Genomic DNA, 20739 nt, shown 5'->3' with positions numbered 1-20739 from the left:
GAAATCAGTGGTCTGCGGCTTGTTGGAACATGCCTGCCGCGATGAGAGACCGGATACGGTCACACCACGCCACGCGAATGGATTGGAGCGATGGTTCAAGCACGTGAACACTGGTCCTCGAAGATGGGGTTCATCCTTGCCGCAGCGGGATCTGCCGTTGGGCTGGGAAATATCTGGCGATTTCCCTATGTCACCGGAGAAAATGGCGGTGGCGCCTTTCTTCTGATCTATCTGGCGATCGTCTTCACGATCGGGCTGTCTCTTCTGGTTGCCGAACTGCTTATTGGCCGATCCACGCAGCGTGATGCCGCGCGCGCGTTCAAGGAGAGTGCCGGTGGGGCATGGCCGCTCGTCGGCTATATGGGCATCCTGACGGCATTTCTCATCCTGTCTTTCTACATCGTCATTGCCGGCTGGACCGTTGCCTATACGGTCAAGTCTCTGACCGGGACGATCCTGGCGAGCGGGACGGAAGAGGTAGGGGCCGTCTTCACCGGTTTCATTTCCGATCCGATCGAGCCGGTAATCTACACGGCGATCTTCCTTGGGTTGACCGTCTTCGTCGTGGTCGGTGGCGTGGCGAGCGGTATCGAGCGTGCGGCGCGCTACCTGATCCCTGTGCTTTTCATCATCCTAGTGGTGCTGGCGCTGCGTTCCGTCACGCTGGAAGGTGCAGGCGAGGGGCTTTCCTTCTTCCTCAAACCTGACTTCTCCAAGGTGGGCTGGGATACGTTCCTAGCCGCTCTCGGGCAGGCTTTCTTCTCCTTGTCGCTCGGCATGGGCGCAATGATCACCTACGGTTCCTATATGCGCCGTGATGATGCGATCGTGGGTTCGGCTGCATCGGTTGCCACTCTTGATGCGCTTGTTGCCGTGCTGGCCGGCTTTGTCGTTCTGCCCGCAGTCTTCGCCTTTGGAGCGGAGCCATCTGCCGGTCCGGGCCTCACCTTCATCACGCTGCCATCCATCTTCGCGCAGATGCCCTTCGGTGCGATCTTCTCGGCGCTGTTCTTCTTCCTGCTGGCAATTGCGGCACTGACCAGTGCTGTCGCGCTATTCGAGGTGGTCGTATCCTACTTCACGGCCGGTGATCCTGCGCGGCGCAAGTCGGTGACGCTTTGGGTCGGTGTCACGAGCTTTGTTCTAGCCGTGCCCACGTCTCTGAGCATGGGTGTCTGGTCCGGCTACACGATTGGTGGCAAGCCGCTGCTCGACGCTCTCGACTTCTTCACCAACAACATCACCATGCCGCTTGGCGGCCTGCTGATCGCGATCTTTGCAGGTTGGGTTCTGCGCCGTCATGTGGTGGATGAACTTGGCGCCAATGGAGCGCTGGTGAGCGCATGGCAATTCGTCATACGCTTTGTTGCGCCGGTGGCCATTGCGGTGATCCTGATTGCCGGGCTGATCTGATACCGGTTCTGGAAGGCGAACAAGGGCGTTGCGGGAAACCGCAGCGCCCTTTTCATTTCTGAAGCCTGATGCCCAGTCGGCCCGCGAGGTCCTGCACATATTGCCAGGCTACGCGGCCGGAACGGCTGCCCCTTGTCGTAGCCCATTCAAGCGCGTCGGGTTGCCACAAATCCCGCTCAACAGGCAGGTCGTAATAGGCGATATAGCCTTCCAGCATGGACAGGTATTCGTCCTGCGAGCATTTGTGAAAGCCAAGCCAGAGGCCAAAGCGGTCGGAGAGCGAAACCTTTTCCTCGACGGCCTCGGCCGGGTTGATCGCGGTGGAGCGCTCGTTCTCGATCATGTCGCGCGGCAGCAGATGCCTGCGATTGGATGTCGCATAGAATATGACATTGTCGGGTCGGCCCTCGACGCCGCCTTCCAGTGCCGCCTTCAGCGATTTATAGGACGTGTCATCGATATCGAAAGACAAATCGTCGCAAAAGAGGATGAAGGGGTAGGGTGCATCGCGCAACTGGTGCATCAGTTGTGGCAGACTGTGGATGTCCTCACGGTGAATTTCGATCAGCTTGAGCCGGTCCACCCCTGAATGTTCCTCGGCGACAGCGGCATGAACAGCCTTGACCAGCGAGGACTTTCCCATGCCGCGCGCACCCCACAGAAGGGCGTTGTTGGCGGGCAGGCCGCGCGCGAAACGACGCGTATTCTCAAGCAGCAGGTCACGTGCCCGGTCCACGCCCCTTATCAGGTCGATGGAAACGCGGTTGACCTTGCTTATCGGCTGAAGCGTGGACTGCTCCGCCTGCCAGACGAAGCAGTCCGCGGCCTCGATATCCGGTTTATGCACTTCCGGCGGGGCGAGGCGCTCCATGATTGAAAGCAGCTTGTCGAGTTTTTCATTCAGAGCGTTGACTGCATCCTGCGACATGTCTGAACCGTTCATCCACTGTTCGTACCGTGCGGTACGGTCTTCCACGGAACGAAAAGCGTTGCAAGCCGCGCGATTGCGCAGGAAAGCCTGTGTGAGGCTGTCGCATGGAGTTGCAAAGCGTTACTGAACATCTATATTCCGCCCAACCTTTGTGAGGGCGCAGTTGCGGCCTCTTTTCCATCAAATGCGGGAGTTCAAGATGTTCGTTACACCGGCTTATGCCCAGACTGGCGCAGGCGCACCTGACATGCTGGTCAGCATTCTGCCCTTCGTCCTTATTTTCGTCATCATGTACTTCCTCATCATTCGGCCGCAGCGTACGCAGATGAAGAAGCGTCAGGAAATGCTGTCCAATATCCGCCGTGGCGACACGGTCGTCACCGGCGGTGGTCTCGTGGGCAAGGTTTCCAAGGTCATCAACGACACCGAGCTCGAAGTTGATCTGGGTGGCGGCAACAAGGTGACCGCAGTTCGCGCCATGATCGCTGATGTGCGCGTAAAGGGCGAGCCGGCCGAAAAAGCCGCAAACAAGTAAGCGGTTACGCTTCGAAAAAATATATGGCGGCGGTCGAAAACCGCCGCTTTTGGCAATCAGGAAGAGGCAGCATGTTATATTTTCCACGCTGGCAAACGGTACTCATATGGCTGGCGGTTGCGCTGGGCATAGCTTATGCCGCGCCGAATATCCTGCCTCAGTCCTGGTTCTCCGCAATGCCGACCTGGGCGCCAAAGCAGCCCATGACCCTTGGCCTCGATCTCCAGGGCGGTTCGCATATCCTGCTTTCGCTTGATCGCGATGAACTGACCGAGGAGCGGCTTGTTTCGGCCCGTGACGATGTGCGCCGCTCCCTGCGTGAGGAGCGGATCGGCTATACGGGTCTCGCCATCAACGGTCAGGCCGTGCAGGTGCGCGTACGCGATTCCTCCCAGCTTGATGCTGCCAAGGAAGCCCTGTCGGAACTGACGCAGCCGGTCGCGACCGGTGTCTTCGGTTCGGGTGCCGTCTCCGAGTTCTCGCTGTCGGAGCCGGAGCAGGGTATCCTTCGCTTCTCCCTGACCGAGCAGGGTATCGAGTATCGCCTCAACTCCGCGCTTTCGCAGTCCATTGAGGTCGTCAGCCGTCGCGTCAACGAACTTGGCACCACGGAGCCGGTTATCCAGCGTCAGGGCGACGACCGCATTCTCGTGCAGGTGCCGGGTCTTCAGGATCCTGAACGACTGAAGGAAATACTCGGCCAGACGGCAAAGCTGACCTTCCAGATGGTGGATCAGTCCATGCCGGCTCAGGAAGCCATTGAAGGGCGTCCGCCAGTCGGTACCAGCGTGATGTATTCGACGGACGATCCGCCCGTTCCCTACATCATCGAAGATCGCATCATTGTCTCAGGCGAGAACCTTGTTGATGCGCAGGCGAGTTTCGATCAGCGCACCAATGAGCCAGTCGTTTCCTTCCGCTTCGACACGAAGGGGGCAACACGCTTCGGTCAGGCAACGCAGGAAAATGTAGGCCGCCTGTTCGCAATCATTCTCGACGGACAGGTGATCTCCGCGCCTCAGATCCGCGAACCCATCCTTGGCGGCAGCGGTCAGATTTCGGGCAATTTCAGTGTGCAGGGGGCAAATGATCTTGCCGTTCTGCTTCGCGCAGGTGCTCTGCCGGCTACACTGACCGTCATAGAGGAACGCACGGTCGGACCCGGCCTCGGTCAGGACTCGATCAATGCCGGCAAGATCGCGGCCATGATCGGTGCCGTTCTGGTCGTGGCCTTCATGATCATTGCTTACGGGACGTTCGGTGTCTTCGCGGTGGTGGCTCTCGGCGCCAATATTGCGCTGATCATCGCCCTGCTTTCGGGACTGGGTGCGACACTTACCTTGCCGGGCATTGCCGGTATCGTGCTGACCATGGGCATGGCGGTGGATTCGAATGTCCTTGTCTTCGAGCGTATTCGTGAGGAGCGCGCCAATGGGCGTTCTCTCATTCAGGCGGTTGATTCAGGCTTCTCGAAAGCGCTTGGCACCATCGTTGATGCCAACGTCACCACGCTGATCGCGGCAATCATTCTGTTTTATCTGGGTACCGGCCCCGTGCGTGGCTTTGCCGTGACACTGGCCATTGGTATCGTCACCACGGTGTTCTCGGCCTACACGCTTACGCGCTGGCTTGTTGCGCAGTGGGTGAAGCGTCAGCGTCCGAAGGAGCTGCCCCGGGCGCCATTGAACCTTCTTCCCGGTGCAACTTCCATCGGCTTCATGTGGCTGCGCCGCATGACCTTCACCCTGTCGGCCATCGCTTCCATAGCCGCGCTCGCGCTCTTCATGACGCTGAACATGAACTATGGCATCGACTTCAAGGGCGGTTCGGCCATTGAGGTACAGGCCAAGCAGGATGTCGCCGACATTTCTGATATTCGGTCGCGTCTCTCCGAGCTCAATCTCGGTGAGGTGCAGGTTCAGGAATTCGGTAATCCGAAGGATGTTCTGATCCGCGTTCAGGCGCAAGGTGGCGGTGAACAGGCGGAACAGACCGTCATCACCAAGGTTCGTGATGAATTGGAGGCGGATTACGACTTCCGACGCGTCGAAGTGGTTGGTCCGACCGTATCAGGCGAGCTTGCCCGTGCGGGTACCATCGCGGTTCTCGTCTCGCTCTTTGCGATCCTGATCTATATCTGGCTGCGGTTCGAGTGGCAGTTCGCGGTGGGTGCAATCCTTGCCACCACACATGACGTGGTCATGACGATCGGTTTCTTCGTGATCACGGGGATCGAGTTCAACCTGTCGAGTATCGCCGCGATCCTGACAATTGTCGGTTACTCGCTGAACGATACCGTGGTGGTCTATGACCGCATCCGCGAGAATCTGCGCCGCTTCAAGAAGATGCCGATGCCGCAGCTTCTGGATCTGTCGATGAACCAGACGCTGTCGCGCACGATCATGACCTCGGTGACGACGCTGTTGGCGCTGGTCGCGCTCTATGCCTTTGGCGGCGAGGTGATCCGCTCCTTTACGGCTGCCATGATCTTCGGCGTGTTGATCGGCACCTATTCCTCGATCTTCGTCGCTGGTCCGCTTCTCATCCTGTTCCGCCTGCGTCCTTCGGGTGCGGCAGCGCAGGATGCCGAAGGCAATGGCGATGAGGTCGCGGTCAAGGGATGAGTGGCGGCATAGAAATGCGAGAGGCGCATTTCCCCGGAAAGGCGCCAATCGAAGCCTATGGCAATGGCGGCTTCCGCTTCGCCGATATGAGCCATCGCGGCTCGCTTTTGTGCCTGCCCTCCGGCATCCATGGCTGGAAGGCCACGGACGCCAAAAAGCTTGCGCTAAGCGACTTCGAGGCTGTTCTTGCCGAAGCCGGCGAGATCGACATCCTCCTGGTGGGAATGGGCCGGGACCTGTTGCGCCTTCCGCAGAGCCTGCGTGATGTGCTTCGTGAGCAGGCAATCGCCGTTGAGACAATGGCGACGGGTGCGGCCGTCAGAACATATAATGTTCTGCTCGCCGAAGAGCGGGCGGTCGCCGCCGCGCTGATTGCGGTGGATTGAGATGGACGACCATATCCGCCATGCGATGGAGCTGGTGCGGACGGTAGATCCGGGGCGCTATCTCAGCACGCTCTATGCGCCGGAGCACAAGCGTCCGGCGCTCTACGCCCTCTACGCCTTCAATGCGGAGATCGCCTCAGTGCGTGACAAGGTGAGCGAGCCCATGCCGGGCGAGATCCGCTTGCAGTGGTGGCGTGATGTCATTGCCGATGAAAAGACAGATGGCGGAGGTGGAAACCCTCTTGCGCAAGCTCTGCTTGAGACGATCCGGCGGCATGAGCTCCCTCGCCAGCCTTTCCTCAACATGCTGGATGCCCGTGTCACCGATCTCTATGACGACGCGATACCCACTCGCAATGATCTGGAAGGCTATCTGGGGGAAACGCGCTCCGCGCTCATTCAGTTGGCGGCGATTTGCCTTGAGCCATCCAGCGCGCAGGAACATGCCCATCTGGCCGGACATGCTGGTTGCGCGCAAGGGGTAGGCGAGATCATCAGGAGGCTGCCGCTGACATCACGACATGGCCAAAGCTTCATTCCTGCCGACATATTGAGCGCGGTAGGAGCCAGCGATGTTGCATTGCATGAACCCGCACAGGCACAAGCTGCGGAACGTGTATTGGCCGCGTTGATCGCGTTGGGTCGCCAGCACCTTTCCACCTTCTGCCGTGATGGCGGCTCAGTCCCTCAGAACCTGCGCCCGGCGTTCTTGCCGCTGTCAAGCGTAGCTGCAGTATTCGACCGCGCCGAACGGCTCGGCGCCCGGGCGTTTCAAGAGCCTGTTCAGGTGCCCTTGTGGTTGCGTCACTTCCACCTGCTGCGTCACGCAATGGGCGGTTGGTAGCGCCGTAATTTCGCCGGTCCTGCGCGCTAGCACTTTCCGCTTTCATTTATAGCGGAATTTATTTCATGACGATTTGGGCCGAAAACACAGTGAACAGCGGTTGGAAATCCGCACTGCGTGAGATGGCGCAGGGTGTTTCGGCTGCGTTGATACGCTTTCCTGCGCCGATTTTTTTCCTTTGTGTTTCGACGTTCAGTGCATTCGTCGAAATTTCCGGCGCTGACATCGCATTTCCTCTGGCTCAGGCGGAGGATTACGTGCCCGCCTTGACCGTGGCGGCGGTCACCGCACTTGCTGCCAAGCTTTTTGTCGAAGGTCGAGGTCTTTCCTCCCACTCTGGACATCTGGCGGGCTTGTTGGCTGGGACCGCGATAGCGTTCTTGATGCTGGACCCAGAGGGTATGTGGGTTCAGGAATGGTCGTTAAGCTTGGGAATAATTGGCGTGGTTCTTCTCGCGCCGTTTATTTGCCAGGGAAACAGCAGCCAGTTCTGGATGTTCAGCTTGCGGGTCGGCTTCGCTGCCGTGCTTTCCGGCCTCGCGCTGATACTTTTTGCAGGGGGCATATCTGCAACGCTCGCGACTCTGGGCTTTCTCTTCGGGTTCGAGGTCGACGACCGCATCTATGGTTATGTGTGGGCTTTCACAGCGCTTCTGGCTTCTCCTGTGTTCGGTTTGGGTCAGTTGCCTGATCGCTTCGATGTGGAGCCTGGTCTTGGACAGGCCGGGGCCATGGATCGCGGGATGAGAGCCTTGGGCGACTATGTGGCCGCACCGCTGTTAATACTGTACGCCGTCATTCTCCACATCTACGCGATCAAGATCGCATTTACTGCAGAACTGCCCCGCGGTCAGGTCGGCTGGCTGGTCATCACTTACGGCTTCTGCCTGTTTGGAGCGCTCCTCGTTATCCATCCGTTTCTGGGGCTCGTACGGGCGCCGACACGTTTGGTCTTGCGCTACTGGCCAACTTTCATGGTGGTGCCTCTCATCCTCCTGGCACTGGCTCTCTGGCAGCGAGTCGGCGCTTTCGGATTCACCCCGGACCGATATATGGTGATGCTGTTCGGGAGCGTGAGCGCCTTGATCCTGGCTGTGCGGCTTGTTCCATCAATGCGTGGTGACATACGCCCGATCTTCGCCTTGCCTGTTTTTGCGCTTCTCATCGGCAGTTTCGGTCCACAGGGTGCGCGCAACGTGTCAGTCGAGAGCCAGGCGCACCGTTTCAAAGCGGCTATTGCAAGTGATCCCGGTACAGCTGAAAGGCAATCTCAAGCGCTAGCAGCACTTCGGTACCTTTCACGCGAAGGTGCATTAAAGCGCGTTGCGCCCGATTCGGCGGAAGGTGAACCGATTCCGACCTCGTTTGAAGACATGGCCCGTGCCTACGGTCTCGATCCGGAGGAGCGTTTTGCAGACAATGATCTGGTGATCTTGCCGAGTTTGAGCGGACCGTTTGCGGTGGCCCTGCACAAATCGGCCCAGGATGACTTCGACATTGCGCTGCAAAACATATCGCTGAGCAGAAACATCCCTCTCAGCGTGGAGATCGACGATAACCGACTGCTGGCAATGATGCTGACCGGCGAGGAACTGACCATCACTGAAAATGGCAAGGTCACACGCTTCCCGGTGGCCGCGCGTGAACTTGCCGAGCTTCAGGACAAAACCGATCGATTTCTGCTGCTCAGGGAAATCGAGGGGAAGCGCGTTTTGATGCTGGTTCCGCTTTACGCGTTTGCATCAGCAGGCGGGCAGGTCCAGGAGCTTCAGGCCCTCGTGTTCCTGCGCAGCCAGGAATGGGAATAAGTTATTCTGCCGCTGCTGCCGGTTGCGGTAAGCCAAGCCAGTCGCGCGCATCAGCCAGTGCTCGCGCACTAAGTGCGTGTTTACGTGCAAGGCTCTTTTCCTTGCCGCGCAGGCGCTTTCCTTCCGGCTTGATGATTTCGACCGGGGGGAACAAGCCAAAATTGACATTCATCGGCTGGAATGAACGCTTGCCGGGTTCATCATCTGACAGGATATGCCCGCCGGTGATGTGGTTCAGCAATGCTCCGAATGCTGTTGTTGCCGGTGGCGGGGTGAGTGCTTCACCCTTGCGCGCGGCAGCAGCGAAACGTCCGGCAAGCAATCCCATGGCCGCGCTTTCGACATAGCCTTCGCAGCCGGTGATCTGACCGGCGAAGCGCAATCCCTCGCGGCCTTTCAGCTGAAGCGTGCTGTCAAGCAGCGCAGGCGAATTGATATAGGTGTTGCGATGCAGCCCGCCCAAGCGCGCAAATTCGGCATTCTCCAGACCGGGAATGGTACGGAAAATCTCCACCTGCGCGCCATATTTCAGCTTCGTCTGGAAACCGACCATGTTGTAAAGCGTGCCGAGCGCATTGTCCTGACGCAGCTGCACCACGGCATAGGGCTTTTCATCAGGCTTGTGAGCGTTGGTGAGACCCATGGGTTTCATGGGGCCGTGACGAAGCGTCTCCGGTCCGCGTTCGGCCATGACTTCGATAGGCAGGCACCCGTCGAAATAGGGGGTACCTTCCCACTCCTTGAACTGGGTCTTCTCGCCGTCAAGAAGCGCCTGAATGAAACGCTCATACTGCTCCCTGTTCATGGGGCAGTTGATGTAGTCCTTGCCCGTACCGCCGGGACCGACCTTGTCATAGCGCGACTGGAACCAGCAGGTGTCCATGTCGATCGAATCGAAATGGACGATGGGCGCGATCGCATCGAAAAATGCCAGAGCCTCTTCATCCGTATGCTTGCCGATCGCTTCGGCGAGCGAGGGAGCTGTCAGCGGGCCGGTTGCTATGATGGCCTGATCCCACTCTTCCGGCGGAAGATCGGTCACTTCCTCGCGCACGATCTCGATGAGGGGATGGTCGTGCAAGGCTTTCGTGACCGCATCGGAGAAACCGTCACGGTCAACTGCAAGTGCACCACCTGCAGGCACCTGGTTCGCATCGCCGCTTGCCATGATGATCGAATTCGCCATGCGCATTTCCGCATGCAGGACGCCAACGGCATTGGCCTTGGCATCATCGGAGCGGAAGGAGTTGGAGCAGACAAGTTCAGCTAACCCCTCCGTCTTGTGCGCATCGGTCCCGCGGAGCGGGCGCATTTCATGAAGGACTACAGGCACGCCAGCCTGTGCGATCTGCCACGCAGCTTCGGAGCCTGCGAGGCCACCACCGATTACGTGAACGGGCTTATGGGAGGAGCTGTTTGTCATGCTGGGGAGATAGGCAAAACTGCGGGGCAATGCAATTCACAAGCTGCAAGCCAAGCCTGAGGAAGGCTTAAAAAAAACAACACCCGCCGGGGGAGGAGGTCCGGCGGGTGTCGTTTTGGTCGACCAGCAATCGGGAGGAGGAGAGAGCTGGCCGCATTCGTCAGAATTGGGAGGAGGTAATTCTGACGAAATCTCTGTGTCAGTCCTTAGAGGGACTTGCGTGCGACAAACGGGATGTCGCCGCGGGAAATTCCAAGGTCGTTGAGCTCACGGCTGGAAAGGCGGTTCAGCTCATTGACGGTCTGACGGTAACGGCGCCAGTTGCGGTAGTTGCGAATGATGTTCATCTGTCTTGCTCGCTTCAGAATTCGTGTGGGGTGTTGATCACCCGTTGCGATGGACATTTAGGCCCAATGAGCCATGCGCAAAAGTGCCAATGTTGCATAGCAGCGATGCAGATTGTGCAACGCAACATCAAACTGTCACAAATGCGCCCGCGGTCCGCCACACGGGTTAAGGACAGATTGCTGAAACCGGTGCGTGGATAAGGGTGATGTGCGGGTGCACGGCGTCATGACGCCATTTCCTGCCCAAAAATCCTTGGTTGGAGCCAATTTCCCTTTGAACACACAAGGTCAGGTGATATAGAGGCGCGCGCTTTCGGGAGCGAAGGCTGTCGGTAGCGGGTGTGGTGGAACTGGTAGACACGCCAGATTTAGGTTCTGGTGGCGCAAGCCGTGGGGGTTCAAGTCCCTCCACCCGCACCAGACAGAGCCATCCCCGAAACACGGAATTCGGCAGGCTGACCGCAAGGCGCCGTTGGCACGGCCAGTGAGTAAACGCAAAGGTTTGATGAATGCAGGTAACCGAGACTCTCAATTCAGGTCTTAAGCGCGAGATCAAGGTCACCGTGCCGGCCCAGGACCTGGAATCGCGTCTTGTGGCGCGGCTCGAGGACGCCAAGGACAAGGTGCGGCTGAAAGGCTTCCGTCCGGGCAAGGTTCCGCTCAGCCATCTGCGCCGCATGTACGGCAAGTCCTTCATGGCAGAAGTGGTCAACGAGATCCTGTCCGATTCTTCTCGCTCGATTCTTGAAGAGCGCGGCGAGAAGCCGGCCATGCAGCCCGAAATCAACATGACCGAGGACGAGAAGGAAGCCGAAAAGGTGCTCGCCGGTCAGGCGGATTTCGAATTCTCCATGGCTTATGAAGTCATTCCAGCCATCGAGATCAAGGACTTCTCCGGCATCAAGATCGAACGTCCCGTCTATGACGTTTCCGATGAGGAAGTCGACGAGCAGGTCAAGCGCATCGCAGATTCCGTCCGCACCTATGAGGACAAGGACGGCAAGGCTGAAGATGGCGACAAGGTCACCATCGACTATCTCGGCAAGATCGACGGCGAGGCTTTCGACGGCGGTGCTGCCGAAGATTCCGATGTTGTCATCGGCCACAACCAGTTCATCCCCGGCTTCGAGGAGCAGCTGGTTGGGCTGAAGGCTGGCGACGAGAAGACCATCAAGGTCAAGTTCCCGGACGAATATGCCGCTGCTCATCTTGCAGGCAAGGATGCCGAGTTCGACATCAAGGTGAAGAAGGTCGCAGCTGCCGAGGAACTCGTCATCGACGACGAACTCGCCAAGAAGCTGGGGCTTGAATCCGCTGACAAGCTGCGCGAGATCGTTCGCGGCCAGCTGGAGAACCAGTTTGGTCAGATGACCCGCCAGAAGGCGAAGCGTCAGCTTCTCGATGCTCTAGACGAGCAGTACAAGTTCGAGGCGCCAGAGAAGCTGGTGGAAGCCGAATTCCAGAATATCTGGAATCAGGTGACCCGCGATCTGGAGAATGCCGGCCGCACCTTCGAGGACGAAGACACGACCGAGGAAGAGGCGCGCGAAGAGTATCAGCGCCTTGCAGAGCGCCGCGTGCGTCTCGGCCTCGTGCTCGCACAGATTGGCGAAGAGCAAGGCGTGCAGGTTTCCGAAGACGAGATGCAGCGTTCGCTGATCGAATCGATCCAGCGCTATCCGCGTCATCAGCAGCAGGAAATCTACGACTTCTATCGTCAGAACCCGCAGGCGCTGGCCAATATCCGCGCACCGCTGTTCGAGGAGAAGGTCGTTGACGCGCTGCTGGCCAAGGCCGACGTGACCGACAAGAAGGTCTCACGCGAAGAGCTGATGGCAGACGACGAGGACGAGGCAGAGGCTGAAAAGCCGAAGGCCAAAGCCAAGAAGAAGGCTGCTCCGAAGAAGAAGGCTGCCAAGGCCGACGACGCAGAGTAAATCTTGCGCTTCCTGACTGACCCAAGCCCTCGCAGCTTTCGCTGCGGGGGCTTTTTCTTTGGCACAGAGGCTCTGGGCTGCTGGTTCTCGTGCTCTTGCTCCAGATCGGAGCAGATATCTCCTAACTTGCAGGAGCTGGTTGGATGAAGTGGCAGATTGAGAATGTCTTTTGCGGTGAGCTTCGGGCGCTCGGCCCGCGCTCCGCTCCCACGGGCATCTTCAAAAGGCCGGTCTCGGGCCCTGTTGCCGTTGGTCGTGAGGGGCTGGCAGGCGATCATCAGGGGGACAAGAAGGTGCATGGCGGGCCTGAGAAGGCGATACATCTGTATCCGGCCCGCCATTATGCTTCCTGGGTGGAGGAGTTTCCTGGTCTGGCTGCTGAACTTCGCCCGGGTTCGTTTGGTGAAAACCTCTCCGTCGACGATATCGATGAGGCCGATATTTGCCTTGGAGACCGCTTTCGTCTGGGCACAGCGCTGGTGGAGTTCTCACAAGGGCGGCAGCCATGCTGGAAGCTGAATGCCCGTTTCAACGAACCGAGCCTTGCCAGGCGTGTTCAGGAGACGGGACGTACCGGCTGGTATTTCCGTGTGCTTGAGACCGGTATAGTTGCCACAGGCGATGCGCTGGAACTGTCGGAGCGTCCATATCCAAAGTGGTCACTGGCGCGTGTGACGACTTTGCTCTACGTGGACATGCTGAACTATGAGGCTCTGGAAGAGCTCGCCGAGCTCACATGCCTGGCTGAGAGCTGGCGAAAACTTGCCCGTCGCAGGCTGGAGCAGCGCAAGGTCGAAGACTGGTCGCCGCGCCTGCAAGGGAGCGGCTGATTCCTAGAGTAGTCGCGCGACGTTGCGGCCGGCCTTGATAAAGCGCAAAGGATTGATGGCTTTGCCGGATTTGCGCACTTCGTAATGTAGATGCGGGCCGGTGGAGCGGCCACTGCTGCCGACCTTGCCGATTACGCTGCCCGGTTCGACATGTTCACCCACCTTTACCGATATGCGGCTCATATGGGCGTAGCGCGTTGTGAGGCCATTGCCGTGGTCGATCTCCACCATGCGTCCATAGCCGCCATTCCAGCCTGCACGGATTACCTTTCCCGCGCCTGCCGCCTTGATCGGCGTCCCGGTCCTGCCGCTGAAATCCATGCCGGAGTGATGGGCGCGGCGGCCCAGCAGCGGGTCGCGCCGTGGTCCAAAGGTGCTCGTCACGCGCGCGCCGGGCAGGGGATTGGCGATTGGCACCTTGCGCGCGATTCCTTTCAGCCTCTCCAGAGTGTTCAGCGCTTCGTCGAGTTCTCGAACCCTTTCTTCGAACGGTGCGGCATTGCCTGCTGCAAGCAGGGGGCCACCAACGGCTTCCATGCCGAAATTCTCAGCAGGGCTTACGCCAGCTTCGGCCAGCGCCTGCGCGATTTCTTCCGCTGTCTGGTAGGCCTCTTCCGCCAGCGTTTCCACCCGCGCAATCTGTTCCGTTTCGATGTCGCGCAGGGAGCGGTTGATCGCGACGAACAATCTGTCGGCCTGATCTGCATCCGTATCGCTGGCGGTGTCGCGCAGGGGCCATGTCATTGGTGTGGCTGTTGCAACAGCCGGCGGTGCATAGGCTGTTGCGGTGTGGATGGTGATGTCCACGGTGGTGCCACGCAGTTGCAGTGAAGCATCCTTTTGCGGACGCGGCGAAGGCAGGGGCACCGAGCTCTGTTTTTCGCTCTTTGTAATGCCGCGCTCCAATATCGGCTCCAGCCGGCCATGCCGCCGGGTCAGCTGTTCCTGGCGTTCGATGAGCTTGGAGACCTTTCGCTCCATGAGCTGCTGGTCGAGCAATTGGCGACTGGTGATGCGGTCTACCTGGGCACGAAGCGCTGATATCCGGTCTTCATAGGCCTGCTGCATGCGCGCCTGACGGGCCATGGCGGCTCCCATCAGATCATCGCGCACAACCAGGTAGGCCGTCGCGACAAGATATCCGCCTGCGATCAATGCCAGCGCCGTGCCGCCCATGGCGGCGACCCAGGGGCGAATCGTGAAATGGCGGATCTTGTCGCCCCGCGCAATTATGACGGTGTGGGGCTCTTTGCGTTTGCCAAAAACTGTCGGCTGAGTATTCACGAGACCGCTTCACCCTTGGGTTATTAACGGTCCCGATTACACCCTGTTAGGGTTAACAAAGGATTGGGTCCATGCCGCAAATAACGATTATTCGCCAGCAGTCATTTCCCGGAGACGTTCGAGCACGGCATCTGCGTGGCCGGGAACTTTCACCTTGCGCCAGGCATGGGCCACCTTGCCCTCTTCGTCGAGCAGGAAGGTAGAGCGTTCCACACCCATATATTTGCGGCCATACATGCTCTTTTCGACCCATACGCCGTAAGTTTCGAGCACTTCCTTTTCGGGGTCGGAAAGAAGTGTGATCTTGAGGTCATGCTTGGCCTTGAACTTTGCATGCTTCTGCTGGCTGTCGGGTGACATGCCAAGCACCACAGCGCCAAGAGCCTCGAATTCGGAAAGCCGTTCGGTGAAAGCAATTGCCTGTGCGGTGCAGCCGCTGGTGTCGTCCTTGGGATAGAAATAGAGCACGACCGGTTTGCCGCGAAAGTCCGACAGCTTCACAATATCGCCGCCATCTGCCGTCAATTCAAAATCAGGAGCAGGGCTGCCAATGTCTGGACCGGCCATCGTTTCTACCTCACAAGCTGTTGCGCGCAATGAAATCGAGGGAAAACCACAGGCAGTGGCTCCCACGCAAGGCTGCACAGATATAATGGCTCAGCCGGATTCGTCCATCGCGAGCGGCAACTCAATTCGTAAAGGCTGCCGGTGCGGCGTTGACACCAGATCAGGGCAATCACGAGAAAATCCGCTTCGGGCGGAGAGACCTGCCTCGATACGGGGCATATCCTTCCGTGGAGGCGGCCAATGGCGACCGGCCGGCTTGTCTCAAGGGGCGGCGGCGCCTGCGCAACTGGTTTGTGATACCGGTCATCGGCCTGATGGCTCTTTTGTTGCTCCTTGTCGGTGCGGTCTGGCTTGTCGGCGTAGATTCCATCGGCAATGCGCGCCTTCGCGCACAGGCTGAACAGGCGTTGAGTCGCCTCGCGGGGACCGATGTCGATGTGGAACTGGGCCGGGTTCATCTGGGTCTGGGGCGCCGCAGCCTATTTGCGCTTGAAATCAGCGATATGCGCATCAATCTCGCAGATACTGGCGAGCAACTGGCGCGCGCGGAGATGCTGCGCATCGGGCTTAAGGCTGTACCGATGCTTTCCGGCGAGTTGAAGCTCGGTGCGGTGACGCTGGTCGATGCAGAGCTTGCGCCGTTTTTCCTTCCCCAGCTTGGACAAAAGGGCATGGGCGCACCGAAAGGCGCGCTTTCGCCCCAGGAGGTGGAGCGTGCGGTTTTCGGGGCAGTCCAGCGCGCCTTTTCAATTACCGATGATTCCGATCTTCGGCAATTGGTGCTGCGCAATGTGGGGCTGCGTCTGAATTCAGATAGCGGGCTCTCGGACCTGACAATCGAGCATCTTGATCTGTATCGCGCCAGTGCTGACGAGATCGAGTTTTCCGGCGAAGCACGTTGGCGCGATCGCATGGCGGCCTATGAAGGCAGCGCAAGGCGCAGCGGTGAAGACGATGGGATCGACGACTTGGAGCTTCAGGTAGCCTCGGCTGCACCGGAGCTTGCCGCTCCAGCCAACAAGGCGGGGCTGCAGAGCGTCGGCGCCTATAGTTTCGTCCTAAGCGGTCATGAGGGCCGAGACGGGTCTGGGGGCGAATTGCTGCTGGATGCGCAGGTGAACGATATTGCGTTGCGCTTCGATGACGATGCGGTTCTTGTGGAGCAGCTGCGTTTCAGGACGGGTTTCTCGGGGGCTGCAGAACGCTTCACGCTTGCCGCGCTTGACCTCGATATGGGGCGCTCGGAAGTGCGCCTGCTTGGCACTTTCGGTCCGAAGGCTGAAGGCAGCACGCACTATGCCTATGACCTGGTCTCACGCGATTCCAGACTGGCACCTCTTGATTCTCCCGAGGCGGCCCTGCCATTCGGCGCGCGGCTGGTCGGCTCCTTCGATGTGGCCGAGACCGCAATTCATGCTGAAGCAATCAATATCCGTACATCCAGTGGAGAGCTCTCCGCACGTTCCCTCATTGATATCGAGCGCGACCGCTCGCCGGGTATCAGGTTCGAGCTTGATGTGCGGGAGATGGCCACTGCCCATGTGAAGCAGTTGTGGCCGTGGTTTTCCGCTCCAGGAGCACGGCGCTGGACACTTGATAACGTCTTTGGCGGGCTGATGAAGTCCGGCCGCATCTCGCTGGAAGTTCCACCCGGCAGACTTGGCAACGGAGTTCCCTTGGCGGCCGAGGAAGTCTCAGGACAGTTTGAGCTTGAGGGCGCGCGTTTCGACATTGCCGGCGATATTCCGGCGGTTCGCGAAGGGACGGGGACGGTTTCCTTTGCGGGGACCGATGTCGACGTGGCCCTTTCACGGGGTGTGATCTATACGGGCAGCGGGCGTTCGGTACAGGTAGCCGAGGGAGCGCTGACCATCCGTGCTGCCCATCTCACGCCGCGCATCGGCGACCTGGACATCAAGGTCGAGGGTGAAGCTGCAGCCATACTCGAACTCGCATCCTACAAGCCAATAGATGCATCGCGTTTCCACGACCTGGAGCCAGAAGATCTGAGTGGACTTGTGCGTGGCCATGTTCAGGCGCGAATACCGCTGCAGGACGGTATCGAGCGCGATGACCTTCCGTGGCATGTGTCATTCGATTTCGATGATCTTGATTTTGCCGAACCCTTTCAGGGGCAGGATATCAAGAACGCGAAGGGCACGCTTACAATCGAGCCGGATAGGGCAGAGATAGAAGCCGAAGCCCTTCTCAACGGAATGCCGGCCGTCATCAGTATTCTTGAGCCGTTACAGCAGGCCGAGCTTACGCGGCGTCGCGATATCAAGCTGAAGATGGATGATGCAGCACGCCAGGAACATCTTCCAGGGCTGTCGCAGCTCGTTTCCGGGCCGATATCGATCGACGTAGAGGAGCCAGCGAAGAATATCCGCAATCTCACGGTGGATCTCACTGCAGCGCGGTTGCAACTGCCCTGGGTCGGGTGGGCAAAGGGAGCGGGCATTCCTGCCACTGCCACTTTTTCCATGACTGAGAAGGATGGCCGAACCACGCTTTCCGATTTCCGCCTGAAGGGTGAAAGCTTCGGGATAACGGGAAATGTTCGCATTGCCGGAGGCGCACTGGTTGGGGCTGATTTCTCAAATGTGCGTTTGACGCGGCAGGACGATTTCCGGGCGAGTATCGCGAAAGAAGGCGCAGGCTACCGCGTTACGGTGCGCGGCAAGTCCATGGATGCGCGGGCACTTGTGAAGAAGCTTATCGCGCCCTCCAAGGTTTCGGGCATGGAAGGGGGTGAATCGTCCGGAAAACGTGTCGCCATTGATGCAAAGCTAGATCTGGTTCACGGGTTCAAGGGAGAGGCGGTGAGCGCCCTTGATGCGCAATATCGTGTCTCGGCTGGGGGGATTGCGACCGGATCGGTTCGCGCCCGCCATGCCGGTGGTGGCGCGTTCCACATCACGAAAACCGCCGAGCAGAAGCAGCATCAGATCAATGTTGCCTCGGGCAATGCCGGTGCATTGGCGCGCTTTCTTGATCTTTACGGAAACATGCAGGGTGGCCAGCTTGCCGTAACGCTGTCGGGGCAGTCCCTGAATGCGCTTGCCGGGCAGGTGAATGTCGAGAATTTCTGGATCGTGAACGAGCCGCGGATGGAGTCGCTTGTCGCCGCCACTGATGGTGCAGAAAAGGCAGATGTCGACAGCTCGCGCATGAGCTTTGATCTCGGTTCAGCTCAGGTTGCCATCAATGGCAGCCGACTGGATGTTGCGGAAGGTGTTCTGCGCGGAAGCCTTATCGGCTCAACGTTCCAGGGTGCCTATAACGAGAAGGCGGACATGATCGAGATCACCGGCACCTTCATGCCGCTTTACGGTCTGAACCGCATCTTCGGCGAGTTGCCCGTGATCGGGCAAATCCTTGGCAATGGCCGGGACAGGGGACTGATCGGGATCACCTACAAGCTCAGTGGCAAGGCAAGTGATCCCGAATTGTTCATCAACCCGATTTCGGCCATCGCGCCGGGGATTTTCCGGCAGATATTCGAGTATCGGTGACAGGTGAAGCCGCTCAGCGCGGCTTGACCAGGACGTGCTTCTTGCGACCAACCGAGAGCTTGATCACGCCATCGGCGTTCAACGCACTGTCGGAAACGATGGCGCGGTCGTCATTGACCTGGATGTCGTTCACCTTCAGGGCGCCGCCCTTAACGTGCCGACGCGCTTCGCCATTTGAGGCGGCAAGGCCCGCCTTGACGAAAAGCGCGAGTACACCAACACCCTCGTCAAGTTCCTTACGAGAGACATAGATCGAAGGAAGCTCTGCTGCATGTGCGCCTTCCTCAAAGGTCTTGCGCGCGGTCTCTGCAGCTTTTTCTGCCGCTTCGCGACCATGGAGCATGGCAGTGACTTCGGTCGCCAGCACCTTCTTCGCCTCGTTGATCTCGGCTCCTTCAAGCGCTTCCAGCTTGGCAATCTCGTCCAGGGGAAGCGTCGTGTAGAGCTTCAGGAAGCGACCGACATCGGCATCTTCCGTGTTACGCCAGAACTGCCAGAACTCATAGGCGCCAAGCAATTCCGGGTTGAGCCAGACAGCGCCGTCCACGCTCTTGCCCATCTTTGCTCCGGAGGCGGTGGTCAGAAGAGGCGAGGTGATGGCATAGAGCTGGGGCGTGCCCATGCGGTGGCCAAGATCGATACCGTTGACGATGTTGCCCCACTGGTCCGAGCCGCCCATCTGCAGGCGCACACCCAGGCGCTTGTTCAGTTCCACGAAGTCGTAGGCCTGCAGGATCATGTAGTTGAATTCGAGGAAGGACAGCGACTGCTCGCGATCAAGGCGCAGCTTCACCGAATCGAAGGAGAGCATACGGTTGACCGAGAAGTGGCGGCCGACATCGCGCAGGAACTCCACATAGTTCAGGCCGAGAAGCCAATCGGCATTGTTGACCATGACTGCGTCGGTCTTGCCTTCGCCGAAGGTGAGGTAGTTGGAGAAGACCTTCTTGATACCATTGATGTTCTCTTCAATGGTTTCGGGTGTCAGCAGTTTGCGGGCCTCGTCCTTGAAGGAGGGGTCGCCGATCATGCCAGTTCCGCCTCCCATCAGTGCGACGGGACGATGACCTGTCTTCTGCAGCCAATGCAGCATCATGATCTGCATGAGACCGCCCACATGCAGGCTGGGCGCCGTCGGATCGAAGCCGATATATGCCGTTACCGTCTCCTTGGAAAACAGCTCGTCCAGGCCCTGGTCATCAGAGGTCTGGTGGATGAAGCCGCGCTCTGAGAGCGTGCGCAGGAAGTCGGACTTGAACTCGGACATCGTCTATCGGGTCCCAATGGGGTGGTTGGATGGAGGATTGCGGCGTTTAACACCAGTTCCTTGGCAGAGACAAGCAAGACGGCCTGCGAGTAATCGCCAAGGGCTTTGCGCTTCACCTTGAGTCAGTTGCGAAGATAACCGGCTACAAAAAGAAACGCTTCCGATCGGGTGTTGAAGCCTGATCGGAAGCGCTTGAAGTTCTGATTCCACTGAATGTCTATTTCAGTCGCTTCGGACGCGCCTCGGCCAGTTCACCGTTCAAACGGCGATCCAGATAATCGGCACACTCCTCGATGAGCGTGTCGATCTTGTCCGTATAGAAGTGGTTGGCGCCGGGCATCGTCTTCTGGGTGATGGTAATACCCTTCTGCGACTGCAGCTTGTCCACGAGCGTCTGGACATCGGCAGGAGGTGCCACCTTGTCAGCCTCGCCATGGATGATCAGCCCGGATGAGGGGCAGGGGGCGAGGAAGGAGAAGTCATAAATATTGGGCTGCGGCGAGATCGACATGAAGCCTTCGATCTCAGGGCGACGCATAAGCAGCTGCATGCCGATCCATGCACCGAACGAATAGCCTGCGACCCAGCAGCTCTTCGAATCGGGATGAAGGGATTGCACCCAGTCGAGTGCGGCTGCGGCGTCGGAAAGCTCGCCCGTTCCGTGGTCGAAAGCGCCCTGGCTTCGACCAATGCCTCGGAAATTGAAGCGAAGCGTGGTAAAGCCGCGCTGCTGGAACATGTAAAACAGGTCGTAGACGATCTTGTTGTTCATCGTCCCGCCGAACTGCGGGTGAGGATGGAGAATCAGCGCGATCGGCGCGTTCTTTTCCTTCGATGGCTGGTAGCGGCCCTCAAGGCGACCGGCTGGTCCGGCAAAAATGACCTCTGGCATCGTGTCTCCGTTAGCGATACGCCCGAGAGACTGAAGCTTACCCTGTGCAAGTGTCGCTCAGCCCTTGACGCGGCGCGTGTGCCTCCATAGAAGCTAGTTTAGAATTATTCAAAACTGGCAGCGGTGCTGCGCGATA

At 58.8% G+C, this 20739-nt stretch carries 16 protein-coding genes and 1 tRNA gene; 10 read left to right on the top strand and 7 right to left on the bottom strand.

Annotation, left to right across the window (positions count from 1 at the left end):
• Positions 1-90 precede the first annotated feature (90 nt).
• Positions 91-1413, top strand: coding sequence for a sodium-dependent transporter (locus WA367_RS10035; protein WP_336056611.1), 1323 nt, complete (start codon positions 91-93; stop codon positions 1411-1413).
• Positions 1414-1465: 52 nt separating this feature from the next.
• Here the strand turns inward: WA367_RS10035 and WA367_RS10030 are convergent, their stop codons facing one another.
• Positions 1466-2341, bottom strand: coding sequence for an ATP-binding protein (locus WA367_RS10030; RefSeq protein WP_336057101.1), 876 nt, complete (start codon positions 2339-2341; stop codon positions 1466-1468).
• Positions 2342-2543: 202 nt separating this feature from the next.
• On the opposite strand from WA367_RS10030, the gene yajC reads away from it, so the two are divergent.
• From yajC to WA367_RS10005, 5 genes are all read left to right on the top strand, one after another.
• The gene (gene yajC / locus WA367_RS10025) at positions 2544-2879 is read left to right on the top strand and encodes a preprotein translocase subunit YajC (protein WP_336056610.1); all 336 of its coding nucleotides are present in this window, start codon (positions 2544-2546) and stop codon (positions 2877-2879) included.
• Positions 2880-2950: 71 nt separating this feature from the next.
• Positions 2951-5503: a protein translocase subunit SecDF gene (gene secDF, locus WA367_RS10020; RefSeq protein WP_336056609.1), complete on the top strand. Its 2553-nt coding sequence runs from the start codon at positions 2951-2953 to the stop codon at positions 5501-5503.
• Complete coding sequence (locus tag WA367_RS10015) at positions 5500-5889, top strand: Mth938-like domain-containing protein (protein WP_336056608.1); 390 nt, start codon at positions 5500-5502, stop codon at positions 5887-5889. The genes secDF and WA367_RS10015 overlap by 4 nt, the downstream gene beginning before the upstream one ends.
• A 1-nt stretch (position 5890) precedes the next feature.
• Positions 5891-6733: a phytoene/squalene synthase family protein gene (locus tag WA367_RS10010; protein WP_336056607.1), complete on the top strand. Its 843-nt coding sequence runs from the start codon at positions 5891-5893 to the stop codon at positions 6731-6733.
• A gap of 65 nt (positions 6734-6798) precedes the next feature.
• Positions 6799-8541 (top strand): DUF4153 domain-containing protein, encoded by a 1743-nt coding sequence (locus tag WA367_RS10005; RefSeq protein WP_336056606.1) that lies wholly within the window; start codon positions 6799-6801, stop codon positions 8539-8541.
• Between the two features lies 1 nt (position 8542).
• Here WA367_RS10005 and trmFO read toward each other — a convergent pair whose 3' ends face one another.
• Both trmFO and WA367_RS09995 read right to left on the bottom strand, forming a co-directional pair.
• On the bottom strand, positions 8543-9964 hold the full coding sequence (gene trmFO, locus WA367_RS10000; RefSeq protein WP_336056605.1) for a methylenetetrahydrofolate--tRNA-(uracil(54)-C(5))-methyltransferase (FADH(2)-oxidizing) TrmFO: 1422 nt from the start codon (positions 9962-9964) through the stop codon (positions 8543-8545).
• A 206-nt stretch (positions 9965-10170) separates the two neighbouring features.
• The gene (locus WA367_RS09995) at positions 10171-10311 is read right to left on the bottom strand and encodes a DUF1127 domain-containing protein (protein WP_336056604.1); all 141 of its coding nucleotides are present in this window, start codon (positions 10309-10311) and stop codon (positions 10171-10173) included.
• 335 nt (positions 10312-10646) lie between these two features.
• Between WA367_RS09995 and WA367_RS09990 the strand changes: the two genes are divergently transcribed.
• From WA367_RS09990 to WA367_RS09980, 3 genes are all read left to right on the top strand, one after another.
• Positions 10647-10731, top strand: a tRNA-Leu gene (locus WA367_RS09990).
• A gap of 89 nt (positions 10732-10820) precedes the next feature.
• Complete coding sequence (gene tig / locus WA367_RS09985) at positions 10821-12248, top strand: trigger factor (RefSeq protein WP_336056603.1); 1428 nt, start codon at positions 10821-10823, stop codon at positions 12246-12248.
• A 143-nt stretch (positions 12249-12391) separates the two neighbouring features.
• The gene (locus WA367_RS09980) at positions 12392-13078 is read left to right on the top strand and encodes an MOSC domain-containing protein (RefSeq protein WP_336056602.1); all 687 of its coding nucleotides are present in this window, start codon (positions 12392-12394) and stop codon (positions 13076-13078) included.
• A 3-nt stretch (positions 13079-13081) separates the two neighbouring features.
• Here WA367_RS09980 and WA367_RS09975 read toward each other — a convergent pair whose 3' ends face one another.
• The gene (locus WA367_RS09975) at positions 13082-14362 is read right to left on the bottom strand and encodes a M23 family metallopeptidase (protein ID WP_336056601.1); all 1281 of its coding nucleotides are present in this window, start codon (positions 14360-14362) and stop codon (positions 13082-13084) included.
• Between the two features lie 87 nt (positions 14363-14449).
• Positions 14450-14929 carry a thioredoxin-dependent thiol peroxidase gene (gene bcp / locus WA367_RS09970; protein WP_336056600.1) on the bottom strand — a complete coding sequence of 160 codons (480 nt, stop codon included), beginning with the start codon at positions 14927-14929 and terminating at the stop codon, positions 14450-14452.
• 149 nt (positions 14930-15078) lie between these two features.
• Between bcp and WA367_RS09965 the strand changes: the two genes are divergently transcribed.
• Positions 15079-18444 carry a YhdP family protein gene (locus tag WA367_RS09965; RefSeq protein ID WP_336056599.1) on the top strand — a complete coding sequence of 1122 codons (3366 nt, stop codon included), beginning with the start codon at positions 15079-15081 and terminating at the stop codon, positions 18442-18444.
• A 13-nt stretch (positions 18445-18457) separates the two neighbouring features.
• On the opposite strand, the gene tyrS is transcribed toward WA367_RS09965, so the two are convergent.
• Positions 18458-19711 (bottom strand): tyrosine--tRNA ligase, encoded by a 1254-nt coding sequence (tyrS, locus tag WA367_RS09960; RefSeq protein WP_336056598.1) that lies wholly within the window; start codon positions 19709-19711, stop codon positions 18458-18460.
• 217 nt (positions 19712-19928) lie between these two features.
• A complete protein-coding gene (locus tag WA367_RS09955) occupies positions 19929-20603 on the bottom strand; it encodes an alpha/beta hydrolase (protein WP_336056597.1) in 675 nt (224 codons plus the stop codon).
• Between the last annotated feature and the right edge of the window lie 136 nt (positions 20604-20739).

This window comes from Nitratireductor sp. CH_MIT9313-5, assembly GCF_037029545.1.
In the GTDB taxonomy this organism is placed as follows: Bacteria; Pseudomonadota; Alphaproteobacteria; order Rhizobiales; family Rhizobiaceae; genus Chelativorans.
The sequence above is the reverse complement of the archived record's forward strand: the minus strand, read 5'-3'. Positions and strand labels throughout refer to the sequence as shown.